We start from the raw sequence: 24,792 nt of genomic DNA, 5'->3' as shown, positions 1-24,792 counted from the left end.
GGTATTGCAGGTTAAAAAATACATATTCCCGTAAAATATTTATTTAATAACCGTATCTAAAGCAATCTCCATCATTTCATGGAAAGTTGTCTGACGTTCTTCAGCGGTTGTTTCTTCACCGGTAATGATATGATCAGAAACCGTAAGAATTGATAGTGCCTGACGACCATATTTAGCTGCCAGAGTATATAATGCAGTAGATTCCATTTCAATAGCAAGTACTTGGTATTTGGCAAGCAATTCATTAACTTCTTTGGCATTATCACGATAGAAGGTATCGCTTGTAAATACATTTCCGACGCGTAGCTGCAATCCTTTTTCTGTACCGGCTTCATAAGCATTTTTTAATAATTTAAAATCAGAAATAGGAGCATAATCAATTCCGTTAAAGATAAGCTGATTCATTTGTGAATCTGTAGTAGCAGCCTGAGCTAAGATAACATCGCGAACCTTAACATCTTTTTGGATTGCTCCGCATGTACCTACGCGGATGAGTTTTTTGACATCATAGCTTTGAATAAGCTCATTCACATAGATGGAGATAGAAGGCACTCCCATGCCGGTTCCCTGTACAGAAACACGTTCTCCTTTGTAGGTCCCGGTATAACCGTACATACCTCTGACTTCATTGTAAAGCTTTGCATCCTCTAAATAATTTTCAGCGATATATTTAGCACGTAACGGATCTCCCGGCAATAATATTTTATCTGCAATTTCTCCCTGCTTTGCTCCAATATGTACACTCATTTTGTAAACCTCCATTATTCATTTTGTCCTTATGATAAAGGTATCATAAAGGTTTTTGAAAAACAAATGAATACATTTTCATAAAAAAAGTAGATATGTATTTCATATTTCGTGATTTTTGTATATAATATAACATAGGTTTATGTGAGGTGAATAACAGGTACATAAACGACAGAGATTTTCAAATTGAAAGGATGTTGTATATAATGAAGTCACAAACGTTTAAAATTACTGCGGAAACCGGAGTACACGCACGCCCGGCTACTTTGCTGGTAAACAAAGCTGGTCAATTTGATTCTGAAATTGAAGTTAGCTACAAAGGCAAAAACGTTAACCTGAAATCAATTATGGGCGTTATGTCTTTAGGAATTCCTAAAGGTGCTGAAATTGAAGTAAGCGCAGACGGAAAAGATGAAGCTGATGCTTTAAAAGGTATCGCTGACGTTATCAAAGAACATTTAGGCGAATAATTTTTAACAAATGTATAAAAGCGCTCTGGCATCAGGGCGCTTTTATACGTTATACATCGAACGATTTTCATGCCTTAAGCATTTGTTATAATTGTTTCAGGAAGGTTGTGAATTCTTTATGATTATGATGCCATTTCTTTATTTTCCGGAAGATAAAACGGAGTATATTCCTGCTGTAATAACACTGATTCTTTTTTTGATCTTAGCAGTATTTTTTATGCGTTGGATGATGAAAAAATCGAAGAGAGATCAGGAAAATTTTGAGCAGGAATACCAGGATGCTTTAAATCAGGCACAGAACAACGAAAATAATAATGTAACAAATTCCTCCTCTAATCAATAGGATTTGAGGAGTTTTTTTGACTAAAAAATCGCTTCTTTGCTCAAACTATGGAAAAAGCAAAGGAGTTTATCAATGAGCATACGGAATAAATGGATTATGTTGATGGCTTTCGCAATGCTATTTCTTTTATCAGGGTGTTTGCTGCCGCACGCAAACTCAGAAATGGTAGAAATGTATAATGCAGATGGAGACCGAGTAGGAACAGCCAGGTTAAATGAAACGGATGGAGGAGTAGCTGTAACAGTTGAAGTTGAAGGATTAAATCCAGGGTTCCACGCTATCCATGTTCACGAGTATGGAAAATGTGAGGGTCCCGATTTTTCTTCAAGCGGTAACCATTTTAATCCTGACGGTAAAGAACATGGTCTTTTACGGACGGATGGGCCTCATCTCGGAGACCTTCCCAACATTGAAGCGGATGAAGACGGGAACGTTAAAGAAGAATTGGTAATTGCTGAAGCAACGTTGAAAAAAGGTAAAAATAGCTTGATTACTAATGATGGTACTTCTTTAATTATTCATGATGGAGTGGATGATGGAATGAGTCAGCCGGCTGGGGATTCAGGTGACCGTATTATTTGCGGGGCTATTAAAAATGATTCTCAAAGCGGAGATAGAGAAGAAGCACCTACAGACCCGACAGAGAGTAATGATAAACAGGAAAATGAAGAAAATGGGTAATTCCTCCGGCTACTTCATGTGCTAACGAAAATTTGAGGCAATTATAATGGAATAAATAGAAAGAAGCTGCATTCGAAATGCAGCTTCTTTCTATTTATAGGTTTAATTATTAGATTCTCTCCAAACTTCTACAGCATGGATAATCCGCTTAACGCCTTCTTCGATAGTTGCCCGTGGACATGCGACATTGATACGCATAAATGCGTCCCCTTCTACGCCATAGTCCTGACCAGGATTTAAGCCTACACGTCCTTTATCAATCATGAATCGGTTTAATTCTTTTTTGTCCATATTTAATTCGGAGCAATCCACCCAGACAAGATATGTTCCTTCTGATTTTGTCACTTTTAATTCAGGAGCATCCGCAGCAAACATTTCCTTGATATATTCAGTATGACTCTGGATAACTTCCAGCAGTTCTTCTAACCAGGGTTGTCCATGACGGTACGCAGCTTCCATTGCTGTTACGGCCATTCCATTTAAGGAGTTATTGAATCCCTGACGAAGAAAGGCATTTGTTAATTTTTCCTTGTTTTCCTTATTCGGCGTAATCGCATAAGAAGCCTGCAGACCAGCTAAATTAAATGTTTTAGATGGTGCCATGCAAGTAATTGTTTTATCGGCAATTTCTGTTGACAGGCTCGCAATTGGCAGATGTTTATGTCCTTGAAAAACTAAATCCGCATGAATTTCATCAGAAAAAATCATTGCATCATATTGCAGGCATAGCTCTGCCATTTTACGCAGCTCTTTTTCAGTCCAGACGCGGCCAACCGGATTATGCGGAGAGCATAAAATAAAAGCTTTTACACCACTTGCTAATTTATTTTCCATATCTTCAAAATCAATTGTGTAATAATCATCCTGATGAATCAATGGATTCTTCACAATTTCACGATCTAAAACGTTTATAATATTGTAAAATGGCGTATAAACAGGTGTTTGAATCATAATCTTATCACCTGGTTCTGTAAAGGCTTGTAAAGCCATATGAAGTGTATTAATTACTCCAGGACTGTAGTTAAGCCATTCAGGCTCGATATCCCACCCATGACGGTTTTTTAACCAGTCGGTCACTGAAGATGTAACATCCTCATCAATTACTGTATATCCATAAATTCCATGCTCTGCGCGTTGGATAAGTGCCTGATTGACAGCTTCTGGGGCTTTAAAGTCCATATCAGCTACCCACATCGGTAGAACATCGTCAGACTGGAATCTCATCTGCAGCATATCCCATTTCATAGATTTTGTTTGCTTGCGATCATGTACTTCTTCAAAAAAACTCATTATTTTATTTGCCTCCTTGCATTCTTATCATTTTTCTATTATAACAAAGATACTTTAGAAAGGTAGAAAACTGGTCTAAAACTTCTTTAGAGTTCCCGTTTTTAGACAAAAAAAAGCAAAGCGTCATACGCTCTGCCTACAGGGGGAATACGAGAAAGCCTTACAATAATAGTAATACCCGTTGTTAAAAAGAATAAACCAAATAATTTAAAAAAATTTAGATTTATTTTTTATTAACGCATGACCGTGTTAAACAATCAGGATTCCATAGAAAAAACTTCATTTCATAGAGATTGTTATCCCCGTGAAATGAAGTTTTGTTTTGAACACGCACTCATATTATAATCTTTTCTCAAGTTCTTCTTTTTCGTTTTCAAATCCTGGTTTGCCAAGTAAAGCAAACATATTTTTCTTATATGCTTCCACACCAGGCTGGTCAAATGGATTAACACCAAGCAGATAGCCGCTGACAGCACATGCTTTTTCAAAGAAGTATACTAAATAGCCGAAAGTATAAGCATCTAACTTAGGAACTTCAATGATTAAGTTTGGAACATCTCCATCTGTATGAGCTAATAGTGTTCCCTGGAATGCTTTATCATTAATCTCATGAATACTTTTACCAGCTAAGTAATTTAATCCGTCTAAGTCATTTGCTTCTTCTTCAACAGTTAAATTTTTCTTAGATTCATTTACATGAAGAATCGTTTCGAAAATATTCCTTCTTCCTTCTTGGATATATTGACCAAGAGAGTGCAAATCAGTTGAGAAGTTTGCTGATGATGGATAAATCCCTTTTTGATTTTTTCCTTCACTTTCGCCAAATAACTGTTTCCACCATTCAGAGAAGTATTGAAGGGCAGGTTCATAATTGATGAGTAATTCTGTTACTTTTCCTTTTTGATAAAAAATATTACGTACGGCTGCATATTGATAAGCAGGGTTCCTATTTATGTCAGGCACCGATAAGTCATCCATTGCGGCTTGGGCGCCTTTCATAATTGCGTCGATATCAATATTGCTTGCCGCAATTGGCAATAAGCCTACTGCTGTTAATACAGAATAACGTCCGCCAACATCATCTGGAATAACGAATGTTTCATAACCGTTTTCATCAGCTGTTGTTTTTAGAGCGCCTTTTTGACGGTCAGTAGTTGCATAGATACGCTTTTTAGCCTCTTCTTCACCATATTTTTCTTCCAAAAGCTTTTTAAAGATACGGAAAGCAATTGCCGGTTCTGTTGTTGTACCACTTTTAGAAATAACGTTAATAGAGAAATCCTTATCCTTTAGTACGTCAGTCAGCTCACTCATATAAGTAGAGCTTAAATGATGACCTACAAAAATTACCTGGGGTGCTTTTCTTTCTTCAGCAGGAAGAAGGTTTTGGAACGAATGGTTCAGCATTTCTAAAGCTGCTTTGGCTCCAAGATAAGAACCGCCGATACCAATTACAAGAAGAACGTCAGAGTCATTTTTGATTTTTTCTGCACTTTTCTTGATACGTGCATATTCTTCCTGATCATAGCTTTTAGGAAGGTCAACCCAGCCTAAGAAGTCATTACCGGCTCCAATTTTTTCATGAATCATTTGGTGTGCACGTAATACAAATGGAGAAAGGTTTTTAATTTCTTCTTTGTCGAAAAACGAAAGTGCTTTATCATATTTAAAAGTTACATGTGTCATTTAGAGTTCCCCCTTTAAAATTGATTCCATATATGACTCTACTTTAATCTATTAATGTGATGAAATCAAGGGTAACGACCTGAAAGGCTTTCATTTAAACCGGAAATAAAGTGCTGAAAAATGATGTTGATAATAGCAGAAATCCCTTAAATTAAAAGAGAAAAAATAGTTTGAGAGAGTCTTTATAAAAACATTTTGGTGCATCTGAAAAAAGATAATCTGAACAGAGGTATACTTCATTAAAAAACAGGTACCTGAAGAAAATTCAGGCACCTGTTTTTGGTGATCATTGTCAGCTTATTTATTTTGCGTCTGGTCAATCCAGTCCTGCAGTTTATCTTTAAGAATGTTAAAACCGCTTGATTCATTGCTGGAATCGTAGTTTTTTACTGTATTATCTTGTTTAGCAGTTTCTTTTGGCGCTTCTTCTGTAGCGCGGATAGATAAAGAAATTTTTCCTTTTCCTTCATCGATTTGAATGACTTTTACGTTAACAGTATCGCCGACACTTAAGTGTTCGTTAATATCCTTTACATATCCATGCATGATTTCAGAAATATGAACTAACCCTTGTGTGTCACCATCAATTGCAACGAATGCACCATAAGGCTGAATGCCTGTTACTTTTCCTTCTAGTACTTGACCTACTTCTACGTTTGTAGCCATATTGAACATCTCCTATATCTTTTTCAATTCTGTTTTAAGTTATCCAAAGTGGATGGAAAAAGAAAAGGCAGCTTTTTATACCAGCTATAAAGCTAGTAAATAAAAATGGGAATCTTTTTCTGCATCTTTTGAACACGTGCTTTTTTCAACAATATACTACTTTATCATAAAGTATAGGAAATATCCAACTTAACGTTACCGGTTGGCAAGATTAATAAGTGTATCTTTTTCGTGAAGGATAAAAGTAGTTTTTGGATGAAGGATATATTCTTTTTCACGAAGCACACCGATTATAAGGAATCCTTTTTCCAGGAAGGGAGTTACCGCTTCTAAATAAGTTTTTCCAATAAGTGAATCAGGAACAGGCTGGTGAATAAATTTATGCTGGATAAGAAGATGATAAATATCTTCAAAAGGTGTTGCCTGTATCTCCGGGTCTAATTCATGGAAAAACAGACTGCTCATAAAATCATTTGATCGAATAATTGTTGTTGCACCTGCACGGGCGGCATTATCAATTTGTTTCTTTGTTAGAATTTCTAAGATAACAGGTATATCCCGATTATTCCCACGGATAGCGATGGTAGTCAGGATAGCATGAGTATCTGATTCATAATCGGATTTTTGGTTATCGGCAGCAACAAATATACAGGAAGCTGCTTTAATGTTGGCCATATGGAGAGTGGTATCCTCTGCTGCATTTCCTTTAATATAATGCACTGGCAGCTTTGTATAAGCAAGATTGGTTAAAGTCTGATCAATGATAACAATTTTTTTATCTGAGTAATGGTGAATGATTAAGTCAATAAGCTGCCGGGTCTGTTCATTAAAACCGACAAATATATAATGGTTTGTACCATGAAAAGCAAGCTTGCCTTCCTGTGAATTTTTTTCACGCTTTATAGCTGTAGTGGATATGGAGGCGATATAAAACGCAATTAATCCGCCGCCAGTTAAAACTAAGCATGCTGCAATCAGCCGGCCTGGCAAGGTCACAGGAACATAATCTCCATAACCGACAGTCGCTCCTGTAATAAGTGCCCACCATATTCCGTCTAACAATGTAGGAAAACGCTGTGGTTCGATTAAATAAATAAGATACCCGAAGAGCGACAATGAAATTATAACAAGAAGCAGCAGTTTCAGTATATTAGGAATGCGATAGTAAAGAAGTTTTAGAAAACGCTCATTCATTAAGGAATCCTCCTATCTATTTTCGTTAGTATACGCAGATAGAAAGGAATGTTATTCATTAAAACCGAAACTATAAATATACATAATTTAAAAAGCCATCGATTTATACTTTGAAATCGATGGTTTTTAAAAATTATATTGTTTTTAAAGTTTCTTTGATGCTTTCATAAACGATAGACCAGTTATCCTGATTATCGCGATAGGATTTTGAAATAAACCGGTGCACTTGTTTTTGCTTTTCTTCAAAATCACTGGCATCCTTTGGTGGAAGCTGGGCGCGTGCTTCGTCTATATACGCTTGAATTTTTGGGGCTCTTGGTCCCCATTTTCCGACTCCCTTTCCCTCTGTATTAATAAAGATGATAATAGGGATAGATCTGGCTGTTCCATTTGTTAAATACTGATCCATTAATTCAAGATTATCATCCCGAAGCAAAGCCTTGACAGGCATATTGGCAGCCTCTGAAATTTTAAGAAGAATCGGCATGTTTAACATCGCGTCACCACACCAATCTTCTGTAAGAATAATTGCTCTTAAGTTCTTGCTTCTAATTTCTTCAAAAAAAGCTTCATCTGCAGGTAATGAAAAGTTATCATAAATGTGCAATAAATCCTCTTTGTTTACGTTCATTGCTTCGATGTATTCATCTGGATCAAGCCCTTTTTCATACCATTCATTTAATGACATCTATATCCCTCATTTCAATTATTTGATATAGTTAGTTTACCTTCTTCTGCAGAATTGGTAAACCAAAGTTACCTTGTAAAGAAGGATAGGGAAGAATTTATAGGGAATGTTTAGAAGGTACAATGAAAATGGCGGTTTGAATTTTTCATCGTCCTTTTGGACAAGCATTTATAGGAGGCTATAACATGGCAGATACAAAATATGATGTTTTAATGGACTTACTTCATACGCCATCTCCATCAAGTATGGAAATGGAAATACAAAAGAAATGGATTAATTATGTCAAGGAGTATGCCGATGAAATTAGGACAGATCATGTTGGGAACGTGATTGCAGTGGTTAATCCAGATGCACCATTTAAAGTTCTTTTAGCAGGTCATTGTGATGAAATCGGCTTCATTATTCAGCGTATTGATGAACGTGGTTTTATATTTTTTGAAAAATTGGGTGGAATTAATCTGAAAGCAGCTATTGGCATGAGGGTGACAGTGTTGGGATATCAGGAAACACTTACAGGGGTCATCGGTGTCAACGCACAGCATCATGGAGGTATCAAAGGTGATATCGGTGTGCAGGACCTCTATATGGATTGTGGATTTCAGTCAAAAGCAGATGCACTTAAAAAGGTTCAGATTGGGGATCTCTGTGTGTTAAAAACAGAGCCGGAAATATTACAGGATCGGTATATTTCCGCCAGAGGGCTGGATAATCGTACCGGAGCATTCATTGTAGCAGAAGTAATTCGCAAGCTGTCTGGAAAAGATTTGTCGATTGGCGTTTACGGTGCAAGTACGGTGAACGAAGAGACAAATATGGGGGGAGCTTACTTTGCCGCGGCTGGAGTAAAGCCCGATTTTGCAATTGCTGTTGATGTTACCTTTGCAACAGATTATCCAAATGTTGATTCGAAAAAGCTGGCTGAGGTTCATTTAGAAGGCGGCCCTGTTTTAGCAAAAGGAGCACCAATTCACCACAAAATCAATCGTTGGCTGGAAAAAGCAGCAAAAGACAAATCAATTCCTTTACAATATGAATTAACACCGGATGCAACAAGAACCGATGCCGATAAAATGCGATACACAGGGAAAGGAGTGCCGGTGGCATTAGTGTCTCTACCGCTCAGATATATGCATTCACCAGTAGAAACAGTAAGCAAGAAGGATATTGATAAGGAAATTGGATTATTAGTAACGATGCTTGAAAACCTGACAGGGAAGGAAGATTTAAATCCATTGCATGATGATGTTTGATATAAGGAAATATGAAATTACTTTGAATTAAAAACTTTTCTCTTGTCAAATGAATATGCTATGGTATACTGAAAGTAATTAAATATTCGATTCCAATCTTCGGGGCAGGGTGTAATTCCCGACCGGCGGAAATAGTCCGCGAGCTGTACGTTGATGCAGTTGATCTGGTGTAATTCCAGAACCGACAGTAATAGTCTGGATGGGAGAAGATGTCGAGCTTGTTTTTAACCATACGCATGTTTTGTGTGTATTTATTTAGCGATGACTCAAACCCTAAAGCCCTTATGCTTTAGGGTTTTTTAATTGCTTACAGGCTAAAAATAGCATCGTACCTTCATCACGAGTTGGAATCGGAAAAATGATGAAGGAGGTAAGCTGATGCAAAAGAAGAAAAGAAATCAGCTGCTAAAGTTAATTATTATCGCATTATTAAGTACTATCTCTCTTGTTTTATTTTTTCTAAATTTTCCACTTCCGTTTTTACCAACACCTTATTTAAAAGTGGATTTCAGTGATGTACCTGCATTAATTGCATCTTTGATCTTTTCACCAATGGCAGGAGTGCTTGTCGTTGGATTTAAGAACTTGTTATATTTGGCTGTTTCGGGATCTGGAGAGCCAATTGGTGTTTTATCCAACTTTGTTGCCGGATTAATGATTGTTTTACCGGTTTCACTTATTTATCATCGGATAAAGGGTTTAAAAGGTCTTGTCAGCGGATTGGCAACAGGTACTGTTATTATGGCAGTCGGAATGAGTGTACTCAATTATTATCTAATTTTACCTGCTTATGGCTGGTTTATGGGCTGGGAAATGTCTGAACAAATGAAATGGATTGCAGTTATTGGTGGCGTGCTGCCATTTAATATAATTAAAGGAATTTTTATCGGAATTTTGTTTATCCCATTGTTCAATAAGCTGCAGAGCTGGATTCAGCAGCAGCGGACGAGGTTTATATAATACAATATAAAAAGAACTAAGGAGTACAATAAGAAAGAGGCCGGATCAAAATTCCGGCCTCTTTCTTATTGTTAATTTAAAAGTGCATAAAAAGAGAGTAAATTATTTTGGTGCATGAAAAATAAACAAACGAATAGTGCTATATTGAGAAATCAGGTGAAAGGTATGACTTACTATAGTTAGCTATCCATGAGATTAAAAGGGATATGTTATTGCAAGACTTCTATCCCATTTTGCTTGTATGCATCAATGATATTAGCCGGTACAGATTTCTCTGTTACTAGATAATCTAAAGCATTACTTTTTTCGACAAAGAAAGTAGAGACTTTTTCTAACTTTTCTTTGGTCACCACACTAAGTATTTGAGAACTTTGTTTAATTAACTGACTTTTTAGCAGGGACTCTTCAAAAAGAGGAACTGTAATTCCAAGATTGGAATCAATTGATGAAATACCAAGTACACATAATTCTACGTGAATCCTCTCAATTTCTTTAATAGCAAAGGAACCTGTATTAACGTGTGAATTCTTATTGAATTCACCACCAATAACATAGATTTGTACATGAGGGTGGTTGCTTAGGGCAAAAGCCACTGAAGGGCTATTCGTTAATACTCTCCCTTTATAAGACTGGGGCAGCTTCTCAGCCAGCTTTAAGTTAGTGGTGCCGCCATCAATAAAAAGTACATCCGCTTTTTCCAGAATGGGAACAGCGAGTTTGACTAATTCTTCCTTAACTTTAGCATTTTGATCAATTCTCGTGTTAAAGTCTACCTTGTCATTGACAATGCTTAATGCCCCGCCATGAACCCTTTTAATTAATCCTTTTGCCGACAGCTCCTGCATATCCTTTCGAATAGTGTCTTCCTTTACCTTCAGTTCCTTCGTTAATTCAGAAACCAATGCTCTTCCCTCGGATTGAACCTTATCTAATATGTAGATATGACGTTCTTTTTTTAGCATATTTATCACCTTTTTATTGTATTTAATTGAATTAGATTGTTTATATCGGGTTATTTATAAAAATAATTATATCATAATAAATAAAGAAGTACTATTAATGACTGTGGAAATTATAAAGACGTTCGTTACTCTGTCTTTTGGATAGAAAGATAGGCCAATATAAGTGAAGTTATAATCAGCTAATATCCGAATATCCAATTTCTTTTTATCCTTTTTATTGACATAATCAATTAAAAACGATAATATTAAATTCAATTCAATAAAAAACAATTAAAAAGGAAGTGATATAAAGTATGAAGAGGCATGAACTTATAAGTCAACAGTATCAAAAAATGTGATTGTGCGACTTACTTGGGTAGTTTAATGTATGCGTTACCAAAGGTTGAAGTCATAAAAACTATAAGGAGAATGGGCATTATTAATTTTAATTATTTGAAAATAGTAATTATTTCTGCGAATCAACAAGATTTTTAGGGAGATGACAAAATGAAAAATCTACTTATGAAGTTTGTAAATAAATTGACGAGTATCGGCGCGTCATTGCAAACGCCCATTGCTATTTTACCAGCTGCAGGACTGTTATTAGCCTTAGGAACAGTTTTTACAAATTCTGCTTTCTTGGAAATGATGCCTATTGCAGATAATCCAGTGATGGAAAATATCTTTAACGTGTTATTAGCTACAGGAAATATTATTTTTGCTAATTTACCATTGATTTTTGCTGCAGGGGTAGCTATCGGATTAACGAATAATGATGGTGTAGCAGCTTTATCAGCTATTGTAGGTTATTTGATTATGAACGTAACCATTGGCGGAACAATGGGGATTACACCAGAGATGGTTGCTGAATCAGATATGTATGTTGAAATTTTAGGAATTCCAACCGTTCAAACAGGAGTTTTGGGAGGTATCATTGTTGGGCTGCTTTCAGCAACTATATTTAATAAATTTCACGATGTTAAGTTACCAACATCATTAGCATTTTTCGCCGGGAAAAGAAGCGTGCCAATAATTACTGCTTTTAGCGCTTTGTTTTTAGGTTTTATAATGATTATTATTTGGCCGACAATTCAAGGCGGAATTAATAATTTGTCTACATTTATCGTAAATTTAAACGCAGGCTTTTCCGGTTTTATGTTCGGTTTTGTAGAAAGATTAACTATTCCATTCGGTATGAATCACGTATGGTGGCCAACATTTTGGTTACAAGCTGGAGAATATACAAATGCCGCAGGTCAAGTTGTCAATGGGGATCAATTGATTTTCTTCTCTCAATTAGCAGATAACGTACCAATTACTGTTGGTAATTTCATGAATGGATTGTTTGTATTGAAAATTTTCTCTATACCGGCAATTGCTTTAGCAATGTATCATACAGCGAAAAAAGAACAAAAAGCTAAAGTGAAAGGCATCTTATTATCTGCAGGATTAACTTCTTTAATCGCAGGTGTAACAGAACCATTAGAATTTCTATTTATCTTTACTGCTCCTGTCCTATTTTTAATTCATGCAGTAGTTACCGGTCTGGGATTTACAGCAATGAATCTATTGGGGGCGCATTTAGGACTTTCCTTCTCAGGAGGATTGCTGGATTTTGCATTCTTTAATTTACTGACAACCCGGACACATTGGTGGATCCTTATCCCGGTTGGACTGAGTTTCTTTGCAATCAATTATTTCTTATTTAGATTTGCAATTGTGAAATTCAATCTGAAGACTCCTGGCCGTATGACAGACAAAGATAAAAACATAAAAAAATCTAACGAAAATTATGATGGCGATCAAATTACGAATATTATCAAAGGTTTAGGCGGCAAAGAAAATATTCGTAATGTGAATGCATGTTATTCCAGATTACGTGTGGATGTAGCAGATACTGCAGTTGTTGATAAAGATATTTTCACTGATCAATTAGAAGCTTCTGGTGTAAGTATTTTAGGTAAAAACGTTCAAGTGATCTATGGTAACGCAGCAGTTGGAATTAAAGAAGGGGTACTTACAAAGCTTCGGGGAGATGATTATGAACCGATTGTTGAGACGGGAAAAAATGCTAAAGCTGTTCAATCAGAACCAGCTAAACTTTTAGATATCACAGCTCCTGCAGCCGGAGAAATAATTTCAGTTGATGAAGTTCCAGATCAGGTGTTTTCTACAAGAACTATGGGGGATGGCTTTGCAATTGAACTGCAGGATAATGTGATCTATGCCCCCGTGTCAGGGGAAATTGTAGGAGTATTTCCAACAAAGCATGCTATATCTATTGTCGATAATTTTGGTAATGAAGTTCTTATTCATATTGGTCTGGATACAGTTAATTTAGAAGGAGAAGGTTTCCGCCTGCTGGTTGAAGAAGGCGATGTGGTTAATCAAAATGACTTAATTGCTGAAATCAATGCAGAACAAATCAGAAATAAAGGTTATTCTCTGATTACACCAATTATTTTTACGAATCTGGACAAAGAAATGTACGAAGTTGAACTTTTAGTGCAAGGAAGAATCAAAGCTGGTCAAAAAAACCTGATCAAATTTTAATTGAAATTAATTATAACTTATATGATTCCAATTAAATTAATCAATTATTTACTCTGTTAAAATGTTTTATTTATATAATAAATTAGGAGGTTACCTGATGGAAAAAGGAATTTTTTCTAAAGTATTTGTTAAATATCCCTTAGAAGAAGCGTTTATAAAGATTCGTGAATTTGGTTTTAGTACAGTACAATTTAATTTTGCTAATGTAGGGCTGCCCAGCCTGCCCCAAAAAGTCAGTAATGAAATTCTTGAGCAGATACAGGAGACTTGTGAAAAGACAGGGATTTCAATTTCTGTTATCTCTGGAACATATAATACACTAGAATTAAATAACGAGACACGGAAAAAAAATATAGAAGGATTTAAAAATGTGGTAGAGTCAGCCAAAAAGCTAAATGTGCCATATGTTTCTATTTCAACAGGCAGTTTTAATCAGGAGGATTTTTGGAGTCCGCATCCTGAAAACCATACAAAAAAAGCCTGGAATTATTTGTTCGAATCATTAGATGAAATGCTGGATATTGCTTCTCGTAATGGAGTGACTATTGTAATTGAACCGGAACAAGCAAATGTTATTAGTACGATAGAGGATGTCAAGAAATTGATGAATCACTATCAAAGTCCTTATTTAAAAGTATTGTTTGATGCTGCCAATATTATAACTACTGATGATATTGGCCAATTGGAAAATAAAATTAACAGATCTTTGAAGGAACTGAGTGAGTATATTGCAGTGGCCCACTGCAAAGACTGCCTTGTTTCGAAGGGGAAAATTACATTTGCACCCATAGGTAAAGGCAGTCTTCCATTAAATCAATATTTAAAGGAATTAAAAAAATACTATGATGGCCCAGTGATTATGCATGGATTAGATGAAGAAGATATCGCCTTTGCATTAAAAAGTACGCACTTTTAAATGGATATAAATGAAAGAGGAGAATGTAAGATGACGAATATTAAAAAAGAAGATAAGCTAGTAAAAATCGGTGTATTAGGAGCAGGACAAATCTCACAAGCAGCACATTTCGATTCTATTAGAAGATCCAGTAATGCAGAGCTTTACGCGATTTGTGACCTGGATGAATTTCTTTTAAATGAAATGGATGCTATCTATCATCCAGCTAGGCTTTATCGCGATTATGACGAAATGCTGGCTGACCCGGCAATTGATGCGATTGTAATAGGAATTGCAGATAATTTTCATGTTCCAATGACTATTAAAGCAGTTCAAGCAGGTAAGCCGGTTTTAGTAGAAAAACCTTTAGGTATGTCCATTGAAGAAGTTGAAGAATTAGGCGAGTATGTTAAGAATTCCAATCTGCATGTTCAAGTAGGAAACATGAAACGCTTTGATCCGGGAATTGAAGCAGCTAAGGATTTTATTGATCAGGAAATGGGTGAGATGCTGGCTTTAAAAGCTTGGTATTGTGATAACACGTATCGTTATACAACAACAGATAATGTGCAGCCGGTTATTTTAGAAGGACCTAATGCGAAAAAGCCTGCCGGAAATCCGAAAGCGGACAAGCGCCGTTATTATATGCGCGGTCATGGAAGTCATTTATTTGATACCGCACGCTATTTAGGTGGAAATATTATTGCAGTTACTGCCTGGTTAACTGAAAAATATGGTTCTTATTCATGGTTTGTAACAGCAGAATATGAAAATGGGTTTGTTGGGCAGTTAGATTTAACTTTACAAGTTCGGATGGATTGGCATGAAGGCTTCGAAGTTTATGGTGAACATGGCTCAATTATTGCAAAAACATATAATCCATGGTTCTTTAAAGGAAGCGATGTGGAAATTTTTAAAGCCTCAGATGACAGTTACCATCGTCCAGTTGCTGCGGATGGTCACTTCTATCGTCGTCAAATTGAAGATTTCGCACGTACTGTATTGACCGGTGAGAAAGGAAGAGGTGCAACTGTTTTTGATGGTATTGAAACAATGAAAATTATGCAGGCAGTTCAAAAATCGGTTGAAATCGGTCAAAAGGTTCGGGTGGACTCTGTTTCTGGAGACCTTTAGGAAGGAGATAAAGAATGCCTATATTTAATTTTGACGAGATCCATTTTTATTATCAGGATGATTGCAACGAAGGAATACCTTTTATATTTCTTCATGGACTTGGCGGGGATGTAAATCAAACACAGGAAATTTTGAATGAAATTCCACAAAGCAGACGTATCACAATTGATTTTCGGGCTCATGGAAAAACAATTAATTTCGGTGAAACTGGTAAGCTGAGTTTCCATCAATTTGCAGATGATGTGAAAGCTCTAATCGATTTCTTGAAAATTGACCGGTTTATCATTGGTGGAATCTCTACTGGTGCCGGAGTGGCTTTGAATTTTGCTTTGCGCTACCCAAAAGGAATTCAAAAATTAGTTCTTTCCCGTCCGGCTTGGGAGGATCAGCCTCAGCCAGAGATAATACAAGAAGCTTTTCGAACGATTTATCAGATATTGAATGATGATACTGTCTTGAATAATAAAGAGACATTTAAGCAAACAGCGATTTATCAAAAAATGAACGGAATTTCCAGTTATGCCGGAAAGACATTGTTAGGACAATTTGATTACCCTTTTGCTAAGGAAACTTCACCAAAATTAATCTGTATTCCATCAGATTGTCCTAATAGCAGCAAAAAAGATTGGAAGTCTGTATCTGTTCCAACTTTGATTTTAGCATCCGAGAAGGACCCATTGCATCCGCTTGAATTTGCGGAAACACTCTATGCTGGTATTCCGGATTCAAATTTTAAAGAAATAACATCGAAAACTATTTCCGGGAGCAGGCATAAGATGGATACTGTAACAGAAATTCGTAAGTTTATCACAGACTAGCTGTTTAGTAGATGAGAAAGTAAATAACATTCATTCGTGTTGTGCAAACCAATGCTGTTGTCGTTATTGCAGCAGATGGAGGATAATATGGACTGATTTAAAGTGCGTTATCTTATTGGTGAGAATGAATACTGTATTTAGCCGGGCTGGAGATGAGGCTTCATTACCGTTTAAACTTCATTAATTAATATATTGATGTACAAACAGAGAGAGGGTTGCCCTCTCTCTGTTTGTACATGAAGTAATATATTTTCTTTATATTGTTAATTGGTTTCCGAAGCTTCTTCAACAAGAATTCTGGCCGTAGGCATTACTTCCAGTCTTTCTTTCGGAATAGGTTTGCCGGATTGTTCGCTGATTCCATAAGTGCCGTCTTCTATTCTTTGTAAGGCATCTTCAATATTCTTCAGCTCTTCTCTCCGCATCTGATCAATGCCGGCATCTCGCTGCTGTTCAAATTGTTCTGTTCCCAAATCAGCTGGATGATTATTGACAGAAGCCAGCTCATCCTCTTGTTTATTTCCCTGTTCCGTATAATCTTCAGCTTCTTCCTTCATTTCTAAAAGCTTTCTCTTAAAAAGAGCTATATCTTCTTTGGTTAAATGTTCTGCTTGCATGATTGTGTGTCATCCTTTCTAAGTCAGAATGCACATATGCTTTACAACAATCCAGAAATTAATAAAGAGAGACCTAAAAGCATACCATAAATCGTATTTGTTTTTGCTGTTTTTGCCATAGCAGGCATCATCTCTATCGCTTTTGTTTTTCCTTGGAATCCTTTTATCACACCGATTGCCGGCAGGACGCTTAATAATGTAAGGAAGGACCATGCTGGAAGAATACCGGTAAGAATGAGAATAATTGTTATAGAGAAAGCAACAATAAATAAAATCCCAAGCAGCTTAACAGAATTTGGTCTGCCGATAAGCACGGCGATTGTTTTTCTTCCCCCTCTTTCATCTCCATCGCGATCCCGGATATTGTTTGCAAAGTTAATGCATCCGATAAAAATTGTGATTGGAATGGAAATCCAAATCATTTCCGCTGTAATAGAAGAGGTTTGAATATAATACGTAATCCCTATAATAACTGTTCCCATCAGTACACCGGAGAATAATTCTCCAAAAGGCGTATAGGAAATGGGAATAGGGCCTCCAGTATATAAATAACCGATTGCCATGCAAAATAAACCAATAATTGCAATCCACCAGCTGGAAGCTATACAAATGTAGATACCAAACCCAACGGATATAGCATAAAAAATGAGGGCAATATTACGGATTCGCTTCGGATGCATCCCGTCGCGGACAATAGATCCGCTGATTCCTACTGATTGGTCATTATCTAAACCGCGTACAAAATCGTAATATTCATTAAACATATTGGTTGCTGCCTGAATAAGTATAGAAGCAATCATCATTGCAAAAAATAGCAGCCAGTTGATCGTTCCTTCATTAAGAGCAATCATTGTCCCGACAAAAACAGGGACGAAGGATGCTGTAAGTGTATGGGGCCGGATTAAACGCCACCATTTGTGGAATCCTTCCCGTTCATTTAACAATTCTTTTATATTAGCTGAATCATTTGTTGTCATTACCTGCTTCCTCCTAAAAAACCATATCGTATTTATTTTAGATAAGTGGTATGGGCGTGTCAAACCTATTTTATAAAATTGACAGGAAGAAGAAGGAAGTAATTCTTTTTTTTTAGTTCAAATACCTATTTTTATTTCTATATTGTTTTCCTTCTTCATTTTTCAAAATGAAGTATTTATCGACAGAAAATTAGAAAAAAAGACGTATTTGAATGAATTAGAAGGCTTCTCTTGAGAAAGTAGAGAAAAGGGCATAAAATAGTAAAGGATAATTAAATACCTGTCCAACTATTAGAGAATGTTTAAAAGTTCAACAAAAATGACATATCGAATTTCTGCGTTGGCTTGCTTTTCCACTACTCACGTATCTAAAAGCATACGCTCCGTTGAGGTCTGCGATTACTCGACCTATTAAAAGCGTTGCTCAATGCTGCGCCGTCTTGAACTTCTTGGTCCTTTTTATCGGACTTTTGAACACGCACTATTATGGAGGTTTATCGTCATGATTGAAGTAAAAGAAAAACAGTTTACAGTTGAATTAGAAGCTGCCATACAGTCTATTCACACAGATCAAAAAGATAAACTGTTTAGCTATACAGAAAAAATAAATCAAGTTAACTTATATAGATTTTTAGAAAAAGCTGGGGTATTGAAGCTCCCACGGACATTTTGGTCCAGTGCAGATGAGATTTTTCAACTGGCAGGAGCAGGGCATGCTTTTGAATTAACTGCGGAGATATCTAAATATCGCTATGATCAAGTAGAGCAGAAATGGAATGCCTTGTTAGATGATGCTGTTATCTATAATCCTTACCATACATCGGGAACTGGGGTTGTGGCATTAGGAGGATTTTCTTTTGACCCGTTAAAGCCTCAGACAAAACTATGGGGAAATTTTCCTGAAAGTCATTTTTCCATTCCAAGTTATATTTTAACGTACACGGATGGAAATTATTACCTTACTATAAATCGTTTCATCCGTGCCGGGGAGTCTTATTCATCTGTATTGGAGGAATTACAAAATAATCGTCAGGCATTGATGGATAATACGGATTCCCCCCATAATGCATCAGTATTACGTGTTCAAAGTAAACAGGAAATTGCACCTGACCTGTGGAAGGAAACAATTAAAAAAGCTACGGATGTTATGAAAAAAACTGCAGTTGATAAAATTGTTCTTGCGAGAGAAGTGCGTTTACATTTCAATCAGTCAGCAAACATTCCAGACATTCTCCAGCGTCTTGTATGTACACAGCCCAATTCATATGTGTTTGGTTATGAAATGGGCGAGGATTGTTTTCTTGGAGCAACACCAGAGCGTCTTGTAAAGGTAAAGGACGATGAAGTGTTATCAACCTGTTTGGCTGGAACGGCGCCAAGAGGTGAGACAATAGAAGAGGATGAGCAAATAGCAAACAATCTCTTTCAAGACCCGAAAAACCGCGAAGAGCATGATTATGTTGTGCAAATGATTCGCAGTACGATGGAAGCATATTGTACGGATATAGTGGTTCCTGATGAGCCTGTTGTCCATCAATACAAAACGCTGCAGCATTTATATACTCCTGTGCGGGCAAAGTTAAAAGAGGATCATCGTATTTTTTCTATTATAAGCGGATTGCATCCAACGCCCGCACTTGGAGGAACACCTAGACAAGATGCTTTAGCATTTATCCGTGATAATGAATTATTGGACCGGGGCTGGTATGGAGCCCCTATTGGCTGGATGGACAGTAATAATCATGGGGAATTTGCTGTAGCCCTACGTTCTGCACTTGTTCAACAGAATGAAGCCTCACTGTTTGCTGGATGCGGAATTGTAGAAGATTCTGTTCCTGAGAGTGAATATGAAGAAACTAAGATTAAATTAATGCCGATGTTATCTGTTTTAGGAGTGGATTAGAGAAATGAATTATACGGAAAGTTTAACACGTTATACTGCAAACTTTGTTGATGAGCTGGTGAAGAATGGAATGACAGATGTTATTATTTCCCCCGGCTCCAGGTCTACTCCTTTAGCACTTATATTTTCTGAACATCCATTTATTAAAGAATGGATTGTAATCGATGAACGGTCAGCAGCCTTTTTTGCACTGGGCTTAGCGAAAAAATCAAATCGTCCAGTAGCTTTAGTGTGTACATCAGGAACAGCTGCTGCGAATTATTATCCCGCTGTTGTAGAGGCTTTTTACAGCAGGGTTCCATTGCTGGTATTGACAGCAGATCGTCCGCACGAATTACGCCAGGTTGGTGCTCCTCAAGCAATTGAGCAAATTAAAATGTACGGAGACTACGTGAAATGGTTTCATGAAATGGCGATACCAGAAGGATCAACACAAATGCTCAGGTACTCCCGCCAAAAAGCAGCGCAGGCCTTTGCCTATACAGAGCAGGGAAATAAGGGCCCTGTGCAGGTGAATTTTCCATTTCGGGAACCACTTACACCTGATCTTTCGCTTCCGGATATTTGGGGGACGAAAAGAAATGAAAATACTTCCGGAATAAGTAGAATGGAAGGCGTGAAATATTTAGCTGCTGAAAATGTAAGGGAGCTTACAGAACTTTTTGGTTCTTCTCAAAGGGGTCTTCTTGTGTGTGGTCCACAGCTGGATACAGATTTTGCAGAAAATGTGTGCCAGTTAGCACATCATTGGAATATTCCTGTCCTGGCTGATCCGTTATCACAAGTGAGGACAGGCGCACATAATAAAACTCAGGTGATAGAAGGGTATGATGCTTTCTTACGAGATTCGGATATTCGTGAGCGGCTGAAACCAGATTATATTATCCGCTTTGGAGCGATGCCCGTATCGAAAGCATATTTATTCTTTATAAAAGAGCATGGACATATTCCACAATTTATTGTGGAGGAGAATGAAGGTTTCCGTGATCCATCAGGTAATGATACAGTTTATATTTATGCTGATCCGAAGCAGGTATGTAATCAGCTGATAGAAATTTCATCAGATAAGCAGAATAATGATGAGTGGCTGAGTGAGTGGCTGAAATACAATCAAATTGCCAAACAGCATTTATTATCAGGTGAAGAAGCACAGGTTACAGAAGGAGAAGCAGTTCGGGGAATAGCAGATGTCATTCCGAATCATACAGCTCTGTACGTAGGGAACAGCATGTCTATCCGTGATGTGGACAGCTTTTTTATGACAACCTCGAAAAATGTTTCGATTCTGTGCAATCGTGGTGCAAATGGTATTGATGGAGTGACTTCAAGTGCTGTGGGAGCAGCCGCCTCCGGAGAGCGTGTTACATTGCTTATTGGCGACTTATCCTTTTTCCATGATATGAATGGACTGCTGGCAGCAAAGCAATATCAGCTTCCAATCACAATTGTACTCGTGAATAATAATGGTGGTGGAATTTTTTCTTTCCTTCCACAAGCAAATGATAAGAAGCATTTTGAAGCGCTTTTTGGTACACCAGTTGATTTACCTTTTGAAAAGGCTGGGGAGTTATATGGAGCTGATTATACGGTTGCTTCCACAGAAAGTGAATTAAAAATGCAGCTGAAGCAAAGTTATGAGAATAATGGTTTATCCATCATTGAAGTAAGAACAAACCGTGTTGAAAATGCTGCCTGGCATAGGGAAAAATGGGACCGGATTATGAAAGAAATAAAAGAGGGATGGCAATGAGTTCAGACGGCTTACAATACGAAATTATTGGTAAGGGAGAGCCTGTACTGTTATTGCATGGATTTACAGGAACGCGTGAGACTTGGAGAGAGGTCTGCTCCTATTTAACAAATTACCAATGTATTTTAGTTGATTTGCCTGGTCATGGGAAAACAAACACAAAAATTTCTTCGATGAAGGATTGCTGTTCCTTACTCATAGATCTGTTAGATAAATTAGGAATAAATAAAACACATATCATTGGCTACTCTATGGGAGGAAGAACAGCGTTAAGCTTTGCAATGTATTATTCGGATTATGTTTCTTCCCTTATTTTAGAGAGCTCCTCTCCAGGATTAAAGGAAGAGGCAGCACGTTTTGTCCGAAGAGAAAAGGATGAAAAGCTTGCGCAGCGTATTTTAGATTATGGAGTAAAGGATTTTGTAAATATGTGGCAGGAGCTTCCTTTGTTCGCAACGCAAAAACGGCTGCCGGAAGCTGCACAAACACAAATCAGAAACGAACGTCTTTCTCAAGATAAAGAGGGCTTAGCAATGTCCCTTCATACTATGGGAACCGGAGTGCAGCCCTCATGGTGGGAGGGGTTGCCAAAGCTTTCGAAACCAACTTTATTAATTGCCGGTGAAGAAGATGAAAAGTTTGTTGAGATAAATAAAATGATGCAAAAGGAAATTCAACATGCAGAATTTAGCATTTATCCAGAAGCCGGACATGCTGTCCATGTGGAAAAATCACGAAACTTTGGTAAAATGGTAAATGTGTTCTTAGGTGAAAATTATATTATTACATAAGCCTTGAGCTTGAAAGGAGTCATTAACATGTCAGTTGAATGGCAAAAAGTAAAGAACTATGAAGAAATTATTTATGAAAAATATAACGGAGTTGCAAAGGTAACGATTAATCGTCCTGAAAAACGTAATGCATTTACTCCTAATACTGTAAAAGAAATGATTGATGCTTTTACGGAAGCCAGAGATGATTCTTCTATTGGTGTGATTGTTTTAGCCGGAGAAGGAGATAAAGCATTCTGTTCTGGTGGAGACCAGTCAGTGCGTGGGCATGGAGGCTATGTCGGCGGCGATGAAGTTCCACGTTTGAATGTACTTGACCTGCAGCGTTTAATCCGTACAATTCCAAAGCCAGTTATTGCTATGGTATCCGGTTATGCAATTGGCGGTGGCCATGTGCTTCATGTTGTCTGTGATTTAACCATTGCAGCTGACAATGCAATCTTTGGACAAACTGGACCAAAAGTAGGAAGCTTTGATGCTGGTTATGGCGCAGGTTACTTAGCTCGATTAGTAGGACATAAACGTGCGCGTGAAATTTGGTACCTATGCCGTCAATATAATGCAGAAGAAGCATATGAGATGGGCTTGGTAAATACAGTTGTACCTTTAGAAAAGCTGGAAGAAGAAACATTACAATGGTGTGAGGAAATTTTAGAAAAATCACCAATGGCATTACGCTTCTTGAAAGCATCCTTTAATGCAGATACAGACGGCTTGGCAGGTTTACAACAGCTGGGCGGAGATGCAACGCTTCTTTACTACACTACGGATGAAGCGAAAGAGGGAAGAGATGCTTTTAAAGAAAAAAGAAAGCCGGACTTCAAGCAGTTCCCTAGATTCCCTTAAGCTTGTATTTAAGAAACCTTCGCAGATAACGCAAAGGTTTCTTTTTGCAAGAGGAAGGAATACACAGAAGACAATAATAACGATGGAGGAAGAAAAATGAGTACAGTTATTCCCCATTGGCTTGATAAACAAGCCGATTTATCTCCAAATGAAGTAGCGGTAGAACTTAGGGATGGAACAAAAGTGACCTTTAGCAGCCTTGCTGAAAATAGCAGGATAAAAGCAAGACAGCTTGCATCCGCTAATATCAAAAAAGGAGATCACGTTGCTATTCTCTCGGGAAATAGTATTGAAATGATGGAGATGATTCACGCATGCAGCTATTTAGGTGTAGTTGTGGTGTTATTAAATAAACGGTTAACAGCTTATGAGAGAAAGCAGCAGATGCTGGATGCTGAGGTTACTATTCTGATTACAGAAGCTGAGGAAGCTGATTTAAGAGAAATAAAGCAGCTGACATTTGAAGGGCTTGAGCAGCTGGAAGCTTCGAAGGAAGTGCAGTTGTTAGAAGAAATAGAACTGTCCAATGTATTTACAATGATGTATACATCAGGTACATCCGGGTTTCCAAAGGCTGTCCAGCATACATATGAAAATCATTGGTGGAGCGCAACAAGCTCTGGTCTGAATTTTGGAATACACAAAGATGATAAATGGCTGATCCCCCTGCCTCTTTTTCATGTGAGCGGTTTGTCTACAATGCTGAAGGGGATTATTTATGGCATGCCTATTTATTTACTGGAAAAATTCGTTGTTAAGGATGTTCATGATGCTATTATGAATAAGCAGGTCACTATGGCATCTGTGGTAACAGTGATGCTTCAGCACCTGATAAGACATCTTGGAGAAGCAAGCTATCCAGAATCTTTCCGCTGTATGCTGCTCGGAGGAGGCCCTGCTCCAGAATCTTTGCTTTTACAGACAAAAGAAAAACAGATTCCTGTATTTCAATCCTATGGGATGACGGAAACGGCTTCGCAAATTGTGACATTAAGCCCGGGAGATGCATTGCGTAAAATTGGTTCTGCTGGTAAACCATTATTTCCGGCACAATTAAAAATCCAGGGACAAGGCCTAAATGAGGCAGGAGAAATTCTTGTGAAGGGCCCAATGGTAACACATGGTTATTACAACAGGGAGGAAGCAAATAAAAAATCTTTTGATAATGGCTGGCTGGCAACAGGAGATGTGGGCTACCTCGATGAGGAAGGTTTTTTATATGTTGTGGACCGCCGCAGCGATTTAATTATTTCCGGCGGTGAGAATATTTACCCCTCAGAAATTGAGAATGTATTACTGCAGATAGATGGGATTCGTGAAGCAGGAGTAACCGGGAGAGAAGATATGGAGTGGGGAGAAGTTCCAATCGCGTTTATTGTAACTGACAGAGAAATAGAAATTAGAGATATAAACTTATTTTTAAGAAATAAATTAGCACGTTACAAGCAGCCCAGGGAGGTCTATTTTGTTGACCAGCTGCCGAGAAATGCAGCAAATAAACTGGTTCGCCAAGCATTAAAGAAATATCTCTAAATACATGACAATTTGGAGCATGTTCTTTGCTGTTTTATTACAATTTCATAACATAGGTT

At 37.4% G+C, this 24,792-nt stretch carries 23 protein-coding genes and 1 riboswitch; of the genes, 14 read left to right on the top strand and 9 right to left on the bottom strand.

From position 1 onward, the window contains the following. Positions 1–39 precede the first annotated feature (39 nt). Positions 40–747 (bottom strand): purine-nucleoside phosphorylase, encoded by a 708-nt coding sequence (gene deoD / locus OSO01_RS16785; RefSeq protein WP_147211603.1) that lies wholly within the window; start codon positions 745–747, stop codon positions 40–42. A 206-nt stretch (positions 748–953) separates the two neighbouring features. Here deoD and OSO01_RS16780 point away from each other — a divergent pair, with 206 nt between their 5' ends. The 3 genes from OSO01_RS16780 (at position 954) to OSO01_RS16770 (ending at position 2,241) form a co-directional block, all read left to right on the top strand. Then, the gene (locus tag OSO01_RS16780) at positions 954–1,217 is read left to right on the top strand and encodes a phosphocarrier protein HPr (protein WP_147211602.1); all 264 of its coding nucleotides are present in this window, start codon (positions 954–956) and stop codon (positions 1,215–1,217) included. Positions 1,218–1,335: 118 nt separating this feature from the next. Further along, positions 1,336–1,560 carry a hypothetical protein gene (locus OSO01_RS16775; protein ID WP_307725852.1) on the top strand — a complete coding sequence of 75 codons (225 nt, stop codon included), beginning with the start codon at positions 1,336–1,338 and terminating at the stop codon, positions 1,558–1,560. A gap of 72 nt (positions 1,561–1,632) precedes the next feature. Beyond that, positions 1,633–2,241 carry a superoxide dismutase family protein gene (locus tag OSO01_RS16770; protein WP_246145193.1) on the top strand — a complete coding sequence of 203 codons (609 nt, stop codon included), beginning with the start codon at positions 1,633–1,635 and terminating at the stop codon, positions 2,239–2,241. A 102-nt stretch (positions 2,242–2,343) separates the two neighbouring features. Here OSO01_RS16770 and OSO01_RS16765 read toward each other — a convergent pair whose 3' ends face one another. From OSO01_RS16765 to OSO01_RS16745, 5 genes are all read right to left on the bottom strand, one after another. Beyond that, positions 2,344–3,531: a MalY/PatB family protein gene (locus OSO01_RS16765; protein WP_147211601.1), complete on the bottom strand. Its 1,188-nt coding sequence runs from the start codon at positions 3,529–3,531 to the stop codon at positions 2,344–2,346. A 339-nt stretch (positions 3,532–3,870) separates the two neighbouring features. Next, positions 3,871–5,217: a glucose-6-phosphate isomerase gene (locus OSO01_RS16760; protein WP_147211600.1), complete on the bottom strand. Its 1,347-nt coding sequence runs from the start codon at positions 5,215–5,217 to the stop codon at positions 3,871–3,873. 297 nt (positions 5,218–5,514) lie between these two features. Next, positions 5,515–5,883 (bottom strand): S1 domain-containing post-transcriptional regulator GSP13, encoded by a 369-nt coding sequence (gene yugI / locus OSO01_RS16755; RefSeq protein ID WP_147211599.1) that lies wholly within the window; start codon positions 5,881–5,883, stop codon positions 5,515–5,517. A gap of 195 nt (positions 5,884–6,078) precedes the next feature. Beyond that, on the bottom strand, positions 6,079–7,077 hold the full coding sequence (locus tag OSO01_RS16750) for a potassium channel family protein (RefSeq protein ID WP_147211598.1): 999 nt from the start codon (positions 7,075–7,077) through the stop codon (positions 6,079–6,081). A 133-nt stretch (positions 7,078–7,210) separates the two neighbouring features. Then, positions 7,211–7,765, bottom strand: coding sequence for a thioredoxin family protein (locus tag OSO01_RS16745; RefSeq protein WP_147211597.1), 555 nt, complete (start codon positions 7,763–7,765; stop codon positions 7,211–7,213). 185 nt (positions 7,766–7,950) lie between these two features. Here OSO01_RS16745 and OSO01_RS16740 point away from each other — a divergent pair, with 185 nt between their 5' ends. Then, positions 7,951–9,015, top strand: a complete 1,065-nt coding sequence (locus OSO01_RS16740; protein WP_147211596.1) for a zinc-binding metallopeptidase family protein — start codon at positions 7,951–7,953, stop codon at positions 9,013–9,015. Between the two features lie 91 nt (positions 9,016–9,106). Next, a riboswitch (FMN riboswitch) is annotated at positions 9,107–9,230 on the top strand. A gap of 163 nt (positions 9,231–9,393) precedes the next feature. Beyond that, positions 9,394–9,975 carry an ECF transporter S component gene (locus OSO01_RS16735; RefSeq protein WP_147211595.1) on the top strand — a complete coding sequence of 194 codons (582 nt, stop codon included), beginning with the start codon at positions 9,394–9,396 and terminating at the stop codon, positions 9,973–9,975. A gap of 209 nt (positions 9,976–10,184) precedes the next feature. Here the strand turns inward: OSO01_RS16735 and OSO01_RS16730 are convergent, their stop codons facing one another. Continuing rightward, entirely contained in the window at positions 10,185–10,937 is a 753-nt protein-coding gene (locus OSO01_RS16730) for a DeoR/GlpR family DNA-binding transcription regulator (protein ID WP_147211594.1), read from the bottom strand. Between the two features lie 486 nt (positions 10,938–11,423). On the opposite strand from OSO01_RS16730, the gene OSO01_RS16725 reads away from it, so the two are divergent. The 4 genes from OSO01_RS16725 (at position 11,424) to OSO01_RS16710 (ending at position 16,316) form a co-directional block, all read left to right on the top strand. Further along, positions 11,424–13,469 (top strand): PTS sugar transporter subunit IIABC, encoded by a 2,046-nt coding sequence (locus OSO01_RS16725; RefSeq protein ID WP_147211593.1) that lies wholly within the window; start codon positions 11,424–11,426, stop codon positions 13,467–13,469. Between the two features lie 97 nt (positions 13,470–13,566). Then, positions 13,567–14,385 (top strand): sugar phosphate isomerase/epimerase family protein, encoded by an 819-nt coding sequence (locus OSO01_RS16720; RefSeq protein WP_147211592.1) that lies wholly within the window; start codon positions 13,567–13,569, stop codon positions 14,383–14,385. A gap of 30 nt (positions 14,386–14,415) precedes the next feature. Continuing rightward, positions 14,416–15,498 carry a Gfo/Idh/MocA family protein gene (locus OSO01_RS16715; RefSeq protein ID WP_147211591.1) on the top strand — a complete coding sequence of 361 codons (1,083 nt, stop codon included), beginning with the start codon at positions 14,416–14,418 and terminating at the stop codon, positions 15,496–15,498. Positions 15,499–15,512: 14 nt separating this feature from the next. Then, the gene (locus tag OSO01_RS16710; protein ID WP_147211590.1) at positions 15,513–16,316 is read left to right on the top strand and encodes an alpha/beta fold hydrolase; all 804 of its coding nucleotides are present in this window, start codon (positions 15,513–15,515) and stop codon (positions 16,314–16,316) included. A 263-nt stretch (positions 16,317–16,579) separates the two neighbouring features. Here OSO01_RS16710 and OSO01_RS16705 read toward each other — a convergent pair whose 3' ends face one another. Both OSO01_RS16705 and OSO01_RS16700 read right to left on the bottom strand, forming a co-directional pair. Continuing rightward, positions 16,580–16,933 (bottom strand): TraR/DksA C4-type zinc finger protein, encoded by a 354-nt coding sequence (locus OSO01_RS16705; protein WP_147211589.1) that lies wholly within the window; start codon positions 16,931–16,933, stop codon positions 16,580–16,582. 41 nt (positions 16,934–16,974) lie between these two features. Then, positions 16,975–17,910, bottom strand: coding sequence for a 1,4-dihydroxy-2-naphthoate polyprenyltransferase (locus tag OSO01_RS16700; protein ID WP_147211588.1), 936 nt, complete (start codon positions 17,908–17,910; stop codon positions 16,975–16,977). A 502-nt stretch (positions 17,911–18,412) separates the two neighbouring features. On the opposite strand from OSO01_RS16700, the gene OSO01_RS16695 reads away from it, so the two are divergent. The 5 genes from OSO01_RS16695 to OSO01_RS16675 all read left to right on the top strand — a co-directional run bounded on the left by OSO01_RS16695 (position 18,413) and on the right by OSO01_RS16675 (position 24,733). After that, the gene (locus tag OSO01_RS16695; RefSeq protein ID WP_147211587.1) at positions 18,413–19,813 is read left to right on the top strand and encodes an isochorismate synthase; all 1,401 of its coding nucleotides are present in this window, start codon (positions 18,413–18,415) and stop codon (positions 19,811–19,813) included. A gap of 4 nt (positions 19,814–19,817) precedes the next feature. After that, a complete protein-coding gene (gene menD, locus OSO01_RS16690) occupies positions 19,818–21,563 on the top strand; it encodes a 2-succinyl-5-enolpyruvyl-6-hydroxy-3-cyclohexene-1-carboxylic-acid synthase (RefSeq protein WP_147211586.1) in 1,746 nt (581 codons plus the stop codon). Next, positions 21,560–22,354 carry a 2-succinyl-6-hydroxy-2,4-cyclohexadiene-1-carboxylate synthase gene (gene menH / locus OSO01_RS16685; protein ID WP_307725851.1) on the top strand — a complete coding sequence of 265 codons (795 nt, stop codon included), beginning with the start codon at positions 21,560–21,562 and terminating at the stop codon, positions 22,352–22,354. The genes menD and menH overlap by 4 nt, the downstream gene beginning before the upstream one ends. Before the next feature lie 27 nt (positions 22,355–22,381). Next, positions 22,382–23,200, top strand: coding sequence for a 1,4-dihydroxy-2-naphthoyl-CoA synthase (gene menB, locus OSO01_RS16680; protein ID WP_147211585.1), 819 nt, complete (start codon positions 22,382–22,384; stop codon positions 23,198–23,200). A gap of 96 nt (positions 23,201–23,296) precedes the next feature. Further along, the gene (locus OSO01_RS16675; RefSeq protein ID WP_147211584.1) at positions 23,297–24,733 is read left to right on the top strand and encodes an o-succinylbenzoate--CoA ligase; all 1,437 of its coding nucleotides are present in this window, start codon (positions 23,297–23,299) and stop codon (positions 24,731–24,733) included. Positions 24,734–24,792 lie beyond the last annotated feature (59 nt).

It is taken from the genome of Oceanobacillus sojae (assembly GCF_007991515.1).
Lineage (GTDB): Bacteria > Bacillota > Bacilli > Bacillales > Amphibacillaceae > Oceanobacillus > Oceanobacillus sojae.
The sequence above is the reverse complement of the archived record's forward strand: the minus strand, read 5'-3'. Positions and strand labels throughout refer to the sequence as shown.